The following is a 15,005-nucleotide window of genomic DNA, read 5'->3' on the forward strand; positions in this document are numbered from 1 at the left end:
GAGCAGGCGGACGGAGGTCTACGCGCTGACGACCTCACCCGGGCGCAGTGCCTGCCGGGCCGCCTCGACGAAGGCCTCCCTGCGGGCCTCGACCTGGTCCAGCGAGCCGTGCCCGGTGCCGAGCAGGTCGACCAGTTCACGTGCGGCGCCGCACGCCTCCGGGGGCCCCGCCAGCAGCACCGCGGCGAAGGCGCGGCGCAGCGCCGGCAGGTCGGAGGCGTCGCCGACCCGGGTCCTGCGGGTCAGCACCAGCACCTCGGCGGCGGCCAGGAAGTCCGCGTAGGCGCCGCGCCTGAGCTCCAGCTCACGGGCGGTCCGCTGGTCCCGAAAGGCCGTCAGCACCGCCTCCAGCACCGCGTCCGCCCGCCGGGCGCCGGCGACATGGGTGAACCCCCCGGTCACCAGGCCGCCCGCGACTGCTGCGCCGGCCGCGATCAGCGCGATCCACCCGTCACCCATGCGTACATTCTTTCCATCTCCGGACGGGTGACGCAGCAGGATCCGGACATCCGGGCCTGACCCGGGGTCAGAGCCCGCGGCCGCGGCGGCCGCGCTCCCAGCCGCCGCGCCTGCGCTGGTCCTTCGGGTCCTCGGGCGGCGGGTAGGGGTTGCGGCGGCGGATCTTCCTGGACTGGATCCGGTCGCGGAGGTTGGTCGGCGCCAGGAAGTCGGCCCAGCGCTCCGGGTACTCGGACGGGGCCTCGCCCTCCGCCTCCTCGCCCTCCGGCGCCGGGTTGGCGGCCTTGTTGCGCACCGCCGCCCGGCGCGCCTCGGCGCGGCGTATCAGCTCCGCAGCGGCCTCCTCGCGGGCCCGCTCGTTCTCGGCCCTGGCCATCGCGGTCTCGCGGCTGGGCCACATCCGGTCGATGGCGGCGTTCATCGCCGCGCCGACCAGCACCGCCATCGCGGTCACGCCGATCCACAGCAGCACCGCGACCGGCGCGGCCAGCGACCCGTACACGGTCGGCCCCTCGACGGCGTGCACCAGGTAGAACCGCAGCACCCCGCTGCCGATCACCAGCACCAGCAGCGCGACCAGGGCCCCGGGCAGGTCCTCCTTCCACGGCGTCCGCACCGGGACGGCCACGTGGTAGAGGGTGGTGAGGAAGACCACCGACAGCACCATCGCCCCGGGCCAGTACAGCGCGTGCACCAGCCCCGCCGACTCCGGGAAGGCGTCGACCACCTGCCCGGGGCCGGCCACCACCAGCGGCAGCACGATGGTGCCGACGATCAGCGCGACGATGTAGAGGCCCAGCGACAGCATCCGGGTGTGGATGATCCCGCGCTTGCCCTCCAGCCCGTACATGATGGTCACGGTCTCGACGAAGACGTAGAGCGCCCGGGAGCCGGACCAGAGCGCCAGCATGAAGCCGATCGAGATCAGGTCGGGCCGGCCGGAGCTGAAGACACTGTTCAACAGGGGTTTGACGGTCTGATCGATGGAGGAGGGGGACAGCACGGTCGCCGCCGCGTTCAGGATGTCCTGTTCCAGCACCTTGATGGTGCCGGCGCTGAGGTAGCCCAGTGTCCCCGCGACACAGAGCAGCAGCGGCGGCACCGACATCAGCGTGAAGAAGGCGACCTCGGCGGCGAGCCCGGTCACCCGGTACTCCATGCAGGTGTTGGTGGTGTCCTTGACCAGCTGCCAGGCGATCGTCCGGTACGGCGCGCCCGCCCGCCGCCCACCGGCGCGCCGGGACGGCCTGGCTCTGTGCCGGGCCTTGGGGGGTGGCGTTTCGCCTGCTGGTTGCACCCTCAGAGAGTATCCAACCAGCAGACCCCGACCAGGCACACGCTCAGGGGCGCGGGGAACTGCGCGACAAACCACGCACCTCCGTGCACCGGCCGCACAACCTCGCCCCCCACCCCCCTACGCCCCCGAAGCCTCCAGCATCCCGTCCCGCGGAACGATCTTCACCCGCTCCCGCCCCTGCGCCTCTCCGAGCGCCCGTTCGGCCGCGTCCAGCCGGTACCACCCGTCCCAGGTCGTGTACCGCACCCCCGACGACGCCAGGAACTCCGTCACCGCGTCCTCCTCCGGCGCAGCCGGCTCCGCCAGCCTCCCGGCCTGGAAGTCGGCCAGCAGGTTGGCGACGGTCTCGTTGGCGTCGCCCTTGGTGTGGCCGATCAGGCCCACCGGACCGCGCTTGATCCAGCCGGTCACGTACGTGGAGGCCAGGTGCTCGCCGTTCTCGACGACCCGTCCGGCCTCGTGCGGCACCGTGCCGGTCTCCTCGTCCCAGGGCAGCTTGGGCAGTTCGGAGGAGAGGTAGCCGACGGCACGGTAGACGGACTGGATGTCCCAGTCGGTGAACCTGCCGGTCCCCTTCACATTGCCGGTGCCGTCCAGCTCGGTGCGCTCGGTACGCAGCCCGACCACCCGGCCGTCCTCGCCGAGCACCTCGGTCGGGGACTCGAAGAAGTGCAGGAAGAGCTTGTGCGGGCGGTCGCCGACGTCCCGGATGGCCCAGTTCTCCAGCGTGGAGGCGACCATGTCGGCCTGCTTGTTGGAGCGGCGGGTGGCGATGCTGCCCTCGTCGTAGTCGATGTCCTCGGGGTTGACGATGACCTCGATGTTCGGCGAGTGGTCCAGCTCGCGCAGCTCCATCGGGCTGAACTTGGCCTGGGCCGGGCCGCGGCGTCCGAAGACGTGCACCTCCAGCGCCTTGTTGGCGACCAGCCCCTCGTGCACGTTGGCCGGGATCTCGGTGGGGAGCAGCTCGTCCCCGGTCTTGGCGAGGATCCGGGCCACGTCCAGGGCGACGTTGCCGACGCCGAGGACGGCGACCTTCTCCGCCTCCAGCGGCCAGGTGCGCGGGACGTCCGGGTGGCCGTCGAACCAGGAGACGAAGTCCGCGGCGCCGTAGGAGCCGTCCAGCTCGATGCCGGGGATGTTCAGCGCCCGGTCGGCGCTGGCGCCGGTGGAGAAGATGACGGCGTCGTAGAACTGGCGCAGGTCGTCCAGGTTGAGGTCACCGGGGTAGTCGATGTTGCCGAAGAGACGTATCTGCGGCTTGTCGAGCACCTGGTGCAGCGCGGTGATGATGCCCTTGATCCGCGGGTGGTCCGGGGCGACGCCGTAGCGGATCAGTCCGAAGGGGGCCGGCATCCGCTCGAACAGGTCGATGGAGACACCGGGGTCGGCCGCGACGTCGGACTTCATCAGGGCGTCGGCGGCGTAGATGCCGGCAGGGCCGGCTCCGACGATGGCGACCCGCAGAGGGCGAGGCATGTGGCGTTTCCTTCGATCTGGACGGCAGACGAGACTCCGGTAAGGGTAAGCATGCCTAAGAGTGATCGAGGAACAGTACCCGGCCCCGGTCTATGAGTGCATAAGCCGAACTTATGACCCCTCCAAGAACCGGCTGCACCCGGCTTGGGCCGGATCCCGCTCAGGCCCGCAGCGCCGGCAGCATCCGCTCCCAGGCCTCGGGGTCGTCCAGGGCCACCATCACCAGCTGGTAGCAGGCCCGGTGGCAGAGCTCCACCAGCTCGGCGCGGTCCATCCGCTCCGCCGCCGGCTGGTCCAGCCAGGCCAGCACCACCTCCTCCATGAAGGCCTGCCACCCGTGCACCGCCATCGCCACCGACGGGTTCGGCGGCATCCCGGCCGCCACCAGCCCCTCGGTGATCCACTCGGTGAAGGTGGTCCGCATGGCCCGGTGCAGCGCCTTCATCTCCGGGTTGTCGCCGGTGGTGGTCAGCCGGACCACGGCGAGGTAGACCGAGGGGTGCCGGGAGACCTGCTCGACGAAGGTGTCGATACCGGAACGCAGCTGCGCGGAGGCGGTGAGCGCGGGGTCGGGGCGGACGTGGTCGAGCAGTTCCGAGGCCACGGCACGCAGCACCGCGTGCCGCAGCCTGCGCTGCGAGCCGAAGTAGTGGAACAGCAGCCCGGGCGAGACCCCCACCTCGTCGGCCACCGCCTCCACCGACAGGTCCTCGATGCTGCGACGCTCCAGCAGGCCGCGGGCGGCGGCGAGGATCTGCGTCTTGCGGTCGGCGGGAGACAGCCGGGAGCCGGCGGAACGAACCATGTGCACAGTCTATTGACTTGTCCTCAATAGACCCTACTGTTGAGTAAGCATCAATAAGACATCGGTCAGGGAGGACCCATGCCCCACAGCCCGGCCGGGGACGGCGAGCACCACGACCTGGTCCTGCAGCCCAGGAACGTGCAGTTCGACTGGAACGCGCTGCCGATGCACTGGATCCCCGGCGAGCCGATGGCCACCCATGTCATCAATGTGCTGCACCTGCTGCTCCCCGAGGGCGAGCGCTGGTTCGTCCGGACCTTCAAGGAGGCGCTGCCGCTGATCCGCGACGAGCGGCTGCGCGAGGAGGTGCTGGGCTTCGTCGGCCAGGAGGCGATCCACGCCGAGGCGCACCAGGGCGTGCTGGACCACCTGCTCGCCAAGGGGCTGGACCCTCGTCCCTACACCCGGCAGGCCGAGTACCTGTTCCAGCGGGTGCTGGGCGAGCACCCGGAGCTGACCGGCACGGCGGCCCGGGAGAACCTGATCGAACGGGTCGCCGTGATCGCCGCCATCGAGCACTTCACCGCCTTCCTCGGCGACTGGGTGCTGAACGCGGACGGGCTGGACCGGGCCGGGGTCGACCCGGTGATGCTGGACCTGCTCCGCTGGCACGGCGCCGAGGAGGTGGAGCACCGGAGCGTCGCCTTCGACCTGCTCCGGCACCTCGACCCGGGATACGCCCGACGCATCCGGGCCATGGCGATCACCGGCCCGGTGCTGGTGCAGCTGTGGGTCCGCGGCGTCCGGTTCCTGATGGCCAACGATCCGACGCTGCGGCCCGGCGCGGCGCGGCCCAGCTGGCGGGCGTACACGGCGGCGTCCGGACGAGGGCTGCTGCCGCACCTGGGCAGGGCCGCCCGCTCGGCCGCCCGCTACCTGCGCCGCGACTACCACCCGACCCAGGAGGGCTCCACCCGGCAGGCCGTCGCCTACCTCGGCAGCTCCCCGGCCGCCCGCGCCGCCGCGCACTGATCGCGCACTGATCGCGCACCGAACCGCGCACCGCCCCCCGCGGACCGACCCCGAGGACCACGCCATCCCATGAGCCCCGAACCCACCCCGCTGCCGCCCCCGCCCGACCTGTACGGACGCGGACGCGACGACCGCTTCATGCGCTTCCTGGACCGGGCCACCCGCCTGTACCTGCCCGTCAGCACCCGCAGGAACCGCTACGGCCGCCGCGGCCCGCTACCGCTGACGCCGGCCCGGCTCCAGGTCGTGGTGGCCGCCCGCACCGTCGAGGCCGAGGACGTCGTCTCGCTGGAACTGCGCCCCGCCGCTCCCGGCGGCGGCCCGCTGCCCGGCTGGCAGCCCGGCGCCCACCTGGACGTCGACCTGCCCTCGGGGCTGCGCCGGCAGTACTCGCTCAACGGCGACCCGGCCGACCGTGGCAGCTACCGGATCGCGGTACGCCGGATCGACGGCGGCGCCGGCGGCTCCCTGGAGGTCCACCAGGACCTCGCCGTCGGCAGCGGACTGACGGTCAGTCACCCGCGCAACGCCTTCCCCTTCGCCGCCGACCCGGCCGTACTGCTGATCGCCGGCGGCATCGGTATCACCCCGCTGCTGCCGATGGCCCGCGAGGCGGCCCGGCGCGGACTGGACTGGCGGCTGGTCCACACCGGGCGCTCCCGCGCCTCCATGCCCTTCGCCGCCGAACTCGCCGCGCTCGACCCGGACGGCAGCCGTGTGGTGTTCCGCCCCGACGACGAGCACGGCGGACCGGCCGACGCCGCCGAACTGCTCGGCCACGCCCCCGCCCCCGGCGCCGCGGTCTACGTCTGCGGCCCGGCACCGATGCTGGACGCGGTCCGCGCCGCCTTCGACGAATCCCCCGCCCGGGCGCTGCACTTCGAACGCTTCAGCGCCGCCCCGGTCAAGGACGGCCGGCCGTTCACCCTGCGGCTGCGCCGCAGCGGGGTGACCCTGGCCGTCCCCGCCGACCGCTCCGCCCTGGACGTGCTCCGCGACCACGACCCGGCCACGCCGTACTCCTGCCGCCAGGGCTTCTGCGGCGTCTGCCGGCGCAGCGTCACGGCCGGTACGGTCGAGCACCGCGACCGCAGACTCAGCGACCAGGAGCGGGCCGAGGGCCAGATGCTCGTCTGCGTGTCCCGCGCCCCCGAGGGCGAATGCCTCGAACTGGACGGATGACCCCGATGACCCCGATGACCTCGATGACCTCGATGACCACAGCGGTGAAGAGCCCGCCCCGTTTCCCCTACGACACCCAGGACCTGGACCGGTTCCGCGAGTTGCAGCAGCTCGCCTACGGCTGCGCCGAGAGCGTCGCCGCCTGGCTGGCCCCCGGGGTCACCGAGCGGGAGGCCGCCGGCCGGCTGCGGCGCGAGCTGGTCGCGGCCGGGGTCCAGGACTTCTTCCACATCCCCTTCGCCTGGTTCGGCGACCGCACCGCCTTCCGGCACTTCCGCACCCCGCTGCAGTTCTTCGCCAGCGGCAGGCGGCTGGAGGAGGGCATGTGCTTCGTCCTGGACTGCGCCCCGGTGGTGGACGGCTACACCGCCGACATCGGCTACGCCGGGAAGGTCGGCGACAACCCGATCTGGGACATGATCGCCCAGGACCTGCGCGAATACCGCGAGCTGATCCTCCGTGAGGTGCGGGCCCGACGGCCGCTGAACGAGGTGTACGCCTCGGTGGACGCGCTGATCGCCAAGCACGGCTACGACAACCGGCACCGGGTCTACCCGGGCCGGGTGATCGGCCACCAGGTGACCAGGACGGTCCAGCGCGGCCCGGCCGGGGTGAACCTGTTCGGCTTCGGCGTGCGCACCCTGCAGACGCTGGGCCGCGAACTGGTCAGCGAGCGGGTCCAGGGCCGCAGCCCGCTCTGGGCCGACGGCCGCTCCTCGCAGCACCCGCCGACGCCGGGGCTGTGGGCGGTGGAGCCGCACGTGGGCTTCCGGGACGTGGGGCTGAAGTTCGAGGAGCTGCTGGTGGTCACCGAAGACGACGCCTACTGGCTGGACGACGACCTGCCGCACGTGCGGCGCTGGGAGCAGAGCCGATGACCGCCGCCGCCCGCCACCTCACCGTCACCGGACCTTCCGGGCTGCCGCTCTCGGTCCACGCCGAGGGCGACCCGGCCCACCCCACCGTGGTCCTGGTGCACGGCTACCCCGACACCCACCGGGTCTGGGACGACGTCGCCGCCGACCTGTCCGCCGACCACCACGTGGTCCGCTACGACGTGCGCGGGGCGGGCGGCTCGGGCCGGCCCGAGCGGGTCCGCGACTACCGTCTGGAGCACCTCGCCGACGATCTGACGGCCGTCGCTGACGCCGTCAGCCCGGACCGGCCGGTGCACGTGGTGGCGCACGACTGGGGCTCGATCCAGTCCTGGGAGGCGGTCACCCGCCCCGGCGCGGAGGCCAGGATCGCCTCCTACACCTCCATCTCCGGGCCCTGTCTGGACCACATCGGCCACTGGGCCCGGCACCGCTTCGCCAGGCCGACGCCCCGTCACCTCGCCCAGCTGGCCGGGCAGGCGGCGCACTCCTGGTACATCGTCGCCTTCCACCTGCCCGGGCTGGCACCGCTCGCCTGGCAGCACGGGCTGGCGGCCCGCTGGGACTCGGTGCTGCGCCTGGTCGAGGGGGTCACCCCGAGAGCCGGCGACCCCCGGTCCGCCCGGGAGCTGGCCGGGGACGCGGTGCGCGGCATCGGGCTCTACCGCGCCAACATGCTGCCCCGGCTGCTGAACCCCGGGCAGCGGCCGACCCTGGTACCGGTGCAGACGATCACCCTCACCGAGGACAACTACGTCAGTCCGGCGCTGACCGAGGGCCTGGAGCGATGGGCGCCGCAGCTGTGGCGGCGCACCATCCCGGTCGGCCACTGGGGAGCGCTGCTGGAGAAGGGAACCACCGTGGCACGGATGGTCCGCGAGTTCACCGCCCACCACGAGGGCGGGCCGGCGCTGCCCAGGGCCCCGCGCCGGCTGGTGGTGCTGACCGGCGCCGGCAGCGGCATCGGCCGGGCCACCGCGCTGGCCTTCGCCGAGCGCGGTGCCGAGGTGGTGCTGCTGGACCGGGACCTGGAGTCCGCCGAGCGCACCGTCGAGCTGGCCCGGCTGCTGGGCGCGACCGCCCACGCCTACCAGGTGGACGTCTCCGACGGCGCCGCCATGGACGCCCTGGCGGCCAAGGTCGCCGCCGAGCACGGGGTCCCCGACGTGCTGGTCAACAACGCCGGCGTGGGGCACTCGGGCAGCTTCCTGGAGACCACCGAGGCGGAGTGGAAGCGGGTGCTGGACGTCAACCTCTGGGGCGTCATCCACGGCTGCCGCGCCTTCGGCGCGCTGATGGCCGCGCGCGGCGAGGGCGGACACATCGTCAATCTGGCCTCGGCCGCCGCCTACCTGCCGTCCCGGATGCTGGCCGCCTACGCCACCAGCAAAGCCGGGGTCTCCATGCTCTCCGACTGCCTGCGGGCCGAGCTGGCCGGGCAGGGCATCAAGGTGTCGGCGATCTACCCGGGCATCGTCAACACCAACATCACCCGCAGCACCACCTTCTCCGGACTGGACGACGCCGAGCAGACCGCCCAGCGCCGCCGGGTCAGCGGGCTCTACGCCCGCCGCAACTTCCCGCCCGAGAAGGTCGCCGCCGCGATCGTCAAGGCGGTCGCCGACGACCGCCCCTTCGTCCCGGTGACGGTGGAGGCCAAGGCCGCCCGGGTACTGGGCCGGCTCTCCCCCGGCCTGATCCGGACAGCGGCCCGGTTCAGACTGGGCTAGGGGCAGGGAGCGAACTACGGTGGCTGACATGAGCACCCACGAGGTCACCAACCAGGCCCCGCCATTGGTCGACTACGACGTCTACGGGGCCGACGCCGCGCTGCGCGAGGGCGTGGCCCGGTACGCGGCGCCGGAGCGGCTGGCGGAGATCGACGGCGAGCTCGGGGAGCTGGGGCGGGCGGCCGGTTCGGCCGAGGCGCAGCACTGGGGCGAGCTGGCCAACACCCACGAGCCGGTGCTGCGCACCCACGACCGCTACGGCAACCGGATCGACGAGGTCGAGTTTCATCCTGCGTGGCACTCGCTGATGAACCGTGCCGTCTCCGCCGGGCTGACCGGCGACGCCTGGACCCGTCCGGACGGGCATCTGCGCCGGGCGGCCGGATTCATGGTGTGGTCGCAGGCCGAGTACGGGCACGGCTGCCCGGTCTCGATGACCCACGCCGCCGTCCCCGCGCTGCGCACCGACCCGGCGCTGGCCGAGCAGTGGGTGCCGCTGCTGACCTCGCGCTCGTACGACTTCGGGCTGCGGGCCCCGCAGGGCAAGCGCGGCGTGCTGGCCGGGATGGGGATGACCGAGAAGCAGGGCGGCTCGGACGTCCGCGCCAACACCACCCGGGCCGAGCCGCTGGCGGCGGACGGCGAGTACACGCTGACCGGCCACAAGTGGTTCTGCTCCGCCCCCATGTCGGACGTCTTCCTGGTGCTGGCGCAGGCCCCGGGCGGGCTGACCTGCTTCGTGCTGCCCCGGGTGCTCCCGGACGGCAGCCGCAACACCTTCCGGATCCAGCGGCTCAAGGACAAGCTGGGCAACCGCTCCAACGCCTCCTCCGAGATCGAGTTCGACGGCAGCACCTGGGCGCAGCGGCTCGGCCCCGAGGGGCGCGGGGTGGCGACCATCATCGAGATGGTGGCGGCCACCCGGATGGACTGCGTACTGGGCTCCACCTCGCTGATGCGGCAGGCCCTGGCCCAGGCGGCGCACCATGCCGCGCACCGCAGCGCCTTCGGCGGCCCGCTGGTCGACAAGCCGCTGATGCGCAACGTCCTCGCCGATCTGGCGCTGGAGTCCGAGGCGGCCACCGCCACCGCGCTGCGGCTCGCCTCCGCCTTCGACGCGGACACCGCGCCGGAGCGGGAGTTCCGCCGCCTGGCGGTCGCGGTGTCCAAATACTGGATTACCAAGCGCTGTCCGGTGGTCGCCGCCGAGGCGCTGGAGTGCCTGGGCGGCAACGGCTACGTCGAGGAGTCGGGGATGCCCCGGCTGTTCCGCGAGTCCCCGCTGAACTCGGTCTGGGAGGGCTCGGGCAATGTGAACGCCCTGGACGTGCTGCGGGTGCTGGCCCGGGAGCCGCAGGTGGTGGAGGCCTTCCTGGCCGAGCTGCGACTGGCCGAGGGCTCCGACCGGCACTTCGACACCGCGCTGAAGGAACTGCTCACCGAGCTGGCCGACCCGGCCGAGCTGGAGACCAGGGCCCGCCGGGTGGTGGAGCGGCTGGCGCTGCTGCTGCAGGCGTCGCTGCTGCTGCGGCACGCCCCGGCGGCCGTCGCCGACGCGTTCTGCCTCTCCCGCCTGGGCGGCGACCGGGGTTCCACCTTCGGTACGCTGCCGACCGGTCTGGCTCTCGCCGCGATCGTGGACCGGACCCGCCCGGCGGTCTGATTGTCTCATCAGATGAGACACAATTGTTCATATTCCGGACGGTGGTGGACGCGAGAAAGCTCGGCATGCGACGCTTCTGCCATGTCTGGTGCCGGAACCGCCTTGGTAGGTCGACTTCACGTCGACCTCGGCCGCATGTCCAGCGCCATCTGTCCGGTGACCTGAGCCGCCCACGCCGCCGCCGTTGCCCGCCGCCAGTCGGTCCGGTCAGGTTCCACCGCATCCGCCACCCGCACGAGTGAGTACATCCGTGCAGCTCAACGGCGCCGTGCAGACCGGGATCCGAGACCGCTCCGCCAGGCCCCCGCCACTCTGCCGAAGGACTGCACCATGGCCTCCACCCCCACCCCCGACGACGCCGCCGCGCGCCGCCCGGCGGCCACCCGCAAGGTGACCCGCCACCGCGGTGAGGGCCAGTGGGCCATGGGTCACTTCACTCCGCTGAACGCCAACGAGCAGTTCAAGAAGGACGACGACGGTCTCAATGTGCGGACACGCATTGAGACGATCTACTCCCAGCGCGGCTTCGACTCCATCGACCCGGCGGACCTGCGCGGCCGGATGCGCTGGTGGGGCCTCTACACCCAGCGCAAGGCCGGCATCGACGGCGGCAAGACCGCCATCCTGGAGCCGCACGAGCTGGACGACGAGCACTTCATGCTGCGGGTCCGCATCGACGGCGGCCGGCTGACCACCGCTCAGCTGCGCGCCATCGGCGAGGTCTCCGAGACCTACGCCCGCGGCACCGCCGACATCACCGACCGGCAGAACATCCAGCTGCACTGGATCCGGATCGAGGACGTCCCGGCGATCTGGCAGAAGCTGGAGGCCGTGGGCCTGTCCACCACCGAGGCCTGCGGCGACTGCCCGCGCGTGATCATCGGCTCGCCGGTGGCCGGCATCGCCGAGGACGAGATCATCGACGGCAGCTGGGCCGTGGACGAGATCCATGAGCGCTACATCGGCGACAAGGAGTTCTCCAACCTCCCGCGCAAGTTCAAGACCGCGATCTCCGGATCGCCGGTCCAGGACGTGGTGCACGAGATCAACGACATCGCCTTCGTCGGCGTGGTCCACCCCGAGCACGGCCCCGGCTTCGACGTCTGGGTCGGCGGCGGCCTGTCCACCAACCCCCGACTGGCCGAGCGCCTGGGCGCCTGGGTCCCGCTGGAGCAGGTCCCGGACGTCTGGGCCGGCGTGGTCGGCATCTTCCGCGACTACGGCTACCGCCGACTGCGCACCCGCGCCCGGCTGAAGTTCCTGATGGCCGACTGGGGCCCCGAGAAGTTCCGTCAGATCCTGGAAGACGACTACCTCAAGACCAAGCTGATCGACGGACCGGCCCCGGCCGAGCCCAGCACCCGCTGGCGCGACCACGTCGGCGTCCACCCGCAGCAGGACGGCAACTTCTACGTCGGCTTCGCTCCCAGGGTCGGCCGCATCGACGGCCCGACCCTGGCGAAGATCGCCGACGTCGCCGCCGCCCACGGCTCGGACCGGCTGCGGACCACGGTCGAGCAGAAGATGATCATCCTGGACGTGGCGCCGGACCAGGTCGAGCCGCTGGTCGCGGCCCTGGACGCGCTGGACTTCCAGGTCCGCCCGTCCTCCTTCCGGCGCGGCACCATCGCCTGCACCGGCATCGAGTTCTGCAAGCTGGCCATCGTCGAGACCAAGGGCCGCGGCCACGACCTGATCTCCGACCTGGAGAAGCGCCTGCCCGACTTCGACCAGCCGATCAGCATCAACATCAACGGCTGCCCCAACGCCTGCGCCCGGATCCAGACCGGCGACTTCGGGCTCAAGGGCCAGCTGGTCCTCAACGCCGAGGGCGAGCAGGTCGAGGGCTTCCAGGTGCACCTGGGCGGCAGCCTGGGCTTCGAGGCCGGCTTCGGCCGCAAGCTGCGCGGCCTGAAGGTCACCGCCGCCGAACTCCCCGACTACATCGAGCGCGTCCTGCGCCGCTTCGAGGAGGAGCGCACCGACGACGAGCGCTTCGCCGAGTGGGCGCTGCGCGCCGACGAAGGGGCCCTGAAGTGAGTGAGCGAGCCGCACCGTTCTACTGCCCGTACTGCGGGGACGAGGACCTGCGCCCCAGCGAGGAAGGGGGGCACGGGAGTTGGGAATGCGCGAGCTGTTGTCGGGCGTTCTCGCTGAAGTTCCTTGGCCTGCTTTCTTCGCATTCATCCACATCTGGGGGACCGTCAGATGGCAACAGAGACTGACATACCGACCAGGACGCCCGAGCAGTTGCAGGCCCTCGCCGAGCAGGCGAACCAGGACCTGGAGAACGCCTCCGCCCAGGAGATCATGCGCTGGGCCGCCGAGACCTTCGGCCGCCGCTTCGCCGTCACCTCGTCCATGGAGGACGCGGTCGTCGCCCACCTGGCCTCGACCGCCCTGCCCGGAGTGGACGTGATCTTCCTGGACACCGGCTACCACTTCCCGGAGACCCTGGGCACCCGCGACGCCGTCGCGGAGGTCTACCCGGTCAATGTGATCACCCTCACCCCCCGTCAGACCGTGGCCGAGCAGGACGCCGAGTACGGGCCGCGGCTGCACGACCGCGACCCGGACCTCTGCTGCTCGCTGCGCAAGGTCGAGCCGCTCAACCGCGGCCTGGCCGGCTACGACGCCTGGGCCACCGGGCTGCGCCGCGACGAGTCGCCGACCCGGGCGAACACCCCGATCGTCGGCTACGACGCCAAGCGGCAGAAGGTCAAGATCGCCCCGATCGCCCGCTGGACCCAGGACGACGTGGACGCCTACGTCGCCGAGCACGGCATCCTGCTGAACCTGTTGCTCAGCGACGGCTACGCGTCCATCGGCTGCTCCCCGGAGTCCTGCACCCGGCGCATCCTCGCAGGTGAGGACGCTCGTTCGGGCCGCTGGTCCGGAGCCGGCAAGACCGAGTGCGGCATTCACCTGTAGGTCAGGAAGCTCTCAGACTCCTGTAGCACTCTTACCCCGTGCGCCCTTGACGCCCCCACAGCACCACCCGAACCAGCTTGGAGCAGAAACCGATGACCACCACCGTCGACGCAGCGACCGCCCCGGCGGCCGCCGTGGCCGCAGCCGGCGCCACCGTGTGGCTGACCGGCCTGCCCAGCGCCGGGAAGACCACCATCGCGCTGGCGCTCGCGGACCGGTTGCGCGCCGAGGGCCACCGGGTGGAGATCCTGGACGGCGACGAGATCCGCACCTTCCTCTCGGCCGGACTCGGCTTCAGCCCCGAGGACCGCGACACCAACATCCAGCGGATCGGTTTCGTCGCCGAACTGCTGGCCTCCAACGGCGTCAAGGTGCTGGCGCCGGTGATCGCCCCCTACGCCGCCTCCCGCGCCGCCGTCGCCGCCCGCCACGCCGAGCAGGGGACGCCGTACCTGGAGGTGCACGTCGCCACGCCGGTCGAGGTCTGCTCCGAGCGCGACGTCAAGGGCCTGTACGCCAAGCAGGCGGCGGGCGAGATCTCCGGCCTCACCGGGGTGGACGACCCCTACGAGGCCCCCACCGCACCCGACCTGCGCATCCAGGCGCACACCCAGCCGGTGGCCGACTCGGCCGCCGCCCTGCACGCACTGCTCACCGAGAGGGGACTGGCGTGACGACCGCTGCCGACATCCTGACCTCCGAGTCCTACGGGAACCCCTACGCGCTGTCGCACCTGGACGCGCTGGAGGCCGAGGCCGTCCACATCTTCCGCGAGGTGGCCGGCGAGTTCGAGCGCCCGGTGATCCTCTTCTCCGGCGGCAAGGACTCCATCGTCATGCTGCACCTGGCGCTCAAGGCCTTCTGGCCGGCCCAGGTCCCCTTCGCGCTGCTGCACGTGGACACCGGCCACAACTTCCCCGAGGTGCTGGAGTACCGCGACCGCACGGTGGCCGAGCACGGCCTGCGGCTGCACGTCGCCAGGGTCCAGGACTTCATCGACGACGGCCGGCTGCGCGAGCGCCCGGACGGGCTGCGCAACCCGCTGCAGACCGTGCCGCTGCTGGACGGCATCGAGAAGGGCCGCTTCGACGCGGTCTTCGGCGGTGGCCGCCGCGACGAGGAGAAGGCCCGCGCCAAGGAGCGGGTGTTCTCGCTCCGCGACGAGTTCGGCGCCTGGGACCCGCGCCGCCAGCGCCCCGAGCTGTGGTCGCTCTACAACGGCCGGCACTCCCCCGGCGAGCACGTCCGGGTCTTCCCGCTCTCCAACTGGACCGAGCTGGACGTCTGGCAGTACATCGAGCGGGAGAACATCGAACTCCCGGCCATCTACTACGCGCACGAGCGCGAGGTCTTCCAGCGCAGCGGCATGTGGCTGACCGCCGGCGAGTGGGGCGGCCCCAAGGCCGGCGAGACCGTCGAGCGGCGCCTGGTGCGCTACCGCACCGTCGGCGACATGTCCTGCACCGGCGCCGTCGACTCCGACGCGACGACCGTCGCCGACGTGGTCACCGAGGTCGCCGCCAGCCGCCTGACCGAACGCGGGGCCACCCGGGCCGACGACAAGGTGTCCGAGGCCGCCATGGAAGACCGCAAGCGCGAGGGGTACTTCTAA

Annotated in this window: 15 protein-coding genes; 11 read left to right on the forward strand and 4 right to left on the reverse strand. The window is 72.1% G+C overall.

Annotation, left to right across the window (positions count from 1 at the left end; all coding sequences use genetic code 11):
* Window positions 1–18: 18 nt before the first annotated feature.
* The 4 genes from IF29_RS0100570 to IF29_RS0100585 all read right to left on the reverse strand — a co-directional run bounded on the left by IF29_RS0100570 (window position 19) and on the right by IF29_RS0100585 (window position 4,040).
* Window positions 19–459 carry a hypothetical protein gene (locus IF29_RS0100570; protein ID WP_030248161.1) on the reverse strand — a complete coding sequence of 147 codons (441 nt, stop codon included), beginning with the start codon at window positions 457–459 and terminating at the stop codon, window positions 19–21.
* Window positions 460–526: 67 nt separating this feature from the next.
* Entirely contained in the window at window positions 527–1,756 is a 1,230-nt protein-coding gene (locus tag IF29_RS0100575) for a YihY/virulence factor BrkB family protein (RefSeq protein WP_332262520.1), read from the reverse strand.
* A gap of 117 nt (window positions 1,757–1,873) precedes the next feature.
* Window positions 1,874–3,235 (reverse strand): FAD-dependent oxidoreductase, encoded by a 1,362-nt coding sequence (locus IF29_RS0100580; protein WP_030248164.1) that lies wholly within the window; start codon window positions 3,233–3,235, stop codon window positions 1,874–1,876.
* Between the two features lie 160 nt (window positions 3,236–3,395).
* Window positions 3,396–4,040, reverse strand: coding sequence for a TetR/AcrR family transcriptional regulator (locus IF29_RS0100585; protein WP_030248166.1), 645 nt, complete (start codon window positions 4,038–4,040; stop codon window positions 3,396–3,398).
* Between the two features lie 78 nt (window positions 4,041–4,118).
* On the opposite strand from IF29_RS0100585, the gene IF29_RS0100590 reads away from it, so the two are divergent.
* The 11 genes from IF29_RS0100590 (at window position 4,119) to cysD (ending at window position 15,005) form a co-directional block, all read left to right on the forward strand.
* A complete protein-coding gene (locus IF29_RS0100590) occupies window positions 4,119–5,012 on the forward strand; it encodes a metal-dependent hydrolase (protein WP_030248170.1) in 894 nt (297 codons plus the stop codon).
* A gap of 69 nt (window positions 5,013–5,081) precedes the next feature.
* Window positions 5,082–6,194 (forward strand): PDR/VanB family oxidoreductase, encoded by a 1,113-nt coding sequence (locus IF29_RS0100595; RefSeq protein WP_030248171.1) that lies wholly within the window; start codon window positions 5,082–5,084, stop codon window positions 6,192–6,194.
* A 14-nt stretch (window positions 6,195–6,208) separates the two neighbouring features.
* Entirely contained in the window at window positions 6,209–7,072 is an 864-nt protein-coding gene (locus tag IF29_RS0100600; RefSeq protein ID WP_157623530.1) for a M24 family metallopeptidase, read from the forward strand.
* Window positions 7,069–8,799: an SDR family oxidoreductase gene (locus IF29_RS0100605; protein ID WP_030248173.1), complete on the forward strand. Its 1,731-nt coding sequence runs from the start codon at window positions 7,069–7,071 to the stop codon at window positions 8,797–8,799. The genes IF29_RS0100600 and IF29_RS0100605 overlap by 4 nt, the downstream gene beginning before the upstream one ends.
* Window positions 8,800–8,827: 28 nt before the next feature.
* Window positions 8,828–10,462 (forward strand): acyl-CoA dehydrogenase family protein, encoded by a 1,635-nt coding sequence (locus tag IF29_RS0100610; RefSeq protein WP_030248174.1) that lies wholly within the window; start codon window positions 8,828–8,830, stop codon window positions 10,460–10,462.
* Window positions 10,463–10,543: 81 nt separating this feature from the next.
* Window positions 10,544–10,627: a putative leader peptide gene (locus tag IF29_RS48750; protein WP_332262522.1), complete on the forward strand. Its 84-nt coding sequence runs from the start codon at window positions 10,544–10,546 to the stop codon at window positions 10,625–10,627.
* A gap of 165 nt (window positions 10,628–10,792) precedes the next feature.
* Complete coding sequence (locus tag IF29_RS0100620) at window positions 10,793–12,502, forward strand: nitrite/sulfite reductase (RefSeq protein WP_030248176.1); 1,710 nt, start codon at window positions 10,793–10,795, stop codon at window positions 12,500–12,502.
* Window positions 12,499–12,687, forward strand: a complete 189-nt coding sequence (locus IF29_RS47265; RefSeq protein WP_084713311.1) for a hypothetical protein — start codon at window positions 12,499–12,501, stop codon at window positions 12,685–12,687. Before IF29_RS0100620 ends, IF29_RS47265 begins: the two co-directional genes overlap by 4 nt.
* Window positions 12,671–13,393 carry a phosphoadenylyl-sulfate reductase gene (locus IF29_RS0100625; RefSeq protein WP_030248178.1) on the forward strand — a complete coding sequence of 241 codons (723 nt, stop codon included), beginning with the start codon at window positions 12,671–12,673 and terminating at the stop codon, window positions 13,391–13,393. Before IF29_RS47265 ends, IF29_RS0100625 begins: the two co-directional genes overlap by 17 nt.
* Window positions 13,394–13,485: 92 nt before the next feature.
* A complete protein-coding gene (gene cysC, locus IF29_RS0100630; RefSeq protein WP_051724729.1) occupies window positions 13,486–14,067 on the forward strand; it encodes an adenylyl-sulfate kinase in 582 nt (193 codons plus the stop codon).
* A 14-nt stretch (window positions 14,068–14,081) separates the two neighbouring features.
* Complete coding sequence (cysD, locus tag IF29_RS0100635) at window positions 14,082–15,005, forward strand: sulfate adenylyltransferase subunit CysD (protein ID WP_380523155.1); 924 nt, start codon at window positions 14,082–14,084, stop codon at window positions 15,003–15,005.

The sequence above is a fragment of the Streptacidiphilus jeojiense genome, from assembly GCF_000719095.1.
Classification (GTDB): Bacteria; Actinomycetota; Actinomycetes; order Streptomycetales; family Streptomycetaceae; genus Streptacidiphilus; species Streptacidiphilus jeojiensis.

What these genes read in the sequence shown, in the direction of transcription:
- IF29_RS0100600 (WP_157623530.1), top strand. Translation starts at nt 6,209, where the DNA reads ATGACCTCGATGACCTCGATGACCACAGCGGTGAAGAGCCCGCCCCGT.
- IF29_RS0100605 (WP_030248173.1), top strand. Translation starts at nt 7,069, where the DNA reads ATGACCGCCGCCGCCCGCCACCTCACCGTCACCGGACCTTCCGGGCTG.
- IF29_RS0100595 (WP_030248171.1), top strand. Translation starts at nt 5,082, where the DNA reads ATGAGCCCCGAACCCACCCCGCTGCCGCCCCCGCCCGACCTGTACGGA.
- IF29_RS0100585 (WP_030248166.1), bottom strand. Translation starts at nt 4,040, where the DNA reads ATGGTTCGTTCCGCCGGCTCCCGGCTGTCTCCCGCCGACCGCAAGACG.
- IF29_RS0100620 (WP_030248176.1), top strand. Translation starts at nt 10,793, where the DNA reads ATGGCCTCCACCCCCACCCCCGACGACGCCGCCGCGCGCCGCCCGGCG.
- IF29_RS0100570 (WP_030248161.1), bottom strand. Translation starts at nt 459, where the DNA reads ATGGGTGACGGGTGGATCGCGCTGATCGCGGCCGGCGCAGCAGTCGCG.
- IF29_RS0100580 (WP_030248164.1), bottom strand. Translation starts at nt 3,235, where the DNA reads ATGCCTCGCCCTCTGCGGGTCGCCATCGTCGGAGCCGGCCCTGCCGGC.
- IF29_RS0100625 (WP_030248178.1), top strand. Translation starts at nt 12,671, where the DNA reads ATGGCAACAGAGACTGACATACCGACCAGGACGCCCGAGCAGTTGCAG.
- IF29_RS0100590 (WP_030248170.1), top strand. Translation starts at nt 4,119, where the DNA reads ATGCCCCACAGCCCGGCCGGGGACGGCGAGCACCACGACCTGGTCCTG.
- cysC (WP_051724729.1), top strand. Translation starts at nt 13,486, where the DNA reads ATGACCACCACCGTCGACGCAGCGACCGCCCCGGCGGCCGCCGTGGCC.
- IF29_RS0100610 (WP_030248174.1), top strand. Translation starts at nt 8,828, where the DNA reads ATGAGCACCCACGAGGTCACCAACCAGGCCCCGCCATTGGTCGACTAC.
- IF29_RS48750 (WP_332262522.1), top strand. Translation starts at nt 10,544, where the DNA reads ATGTCTGGTGCCGGAACCGCCTTGGTAGGTCGACTTCACGTCGACCTC.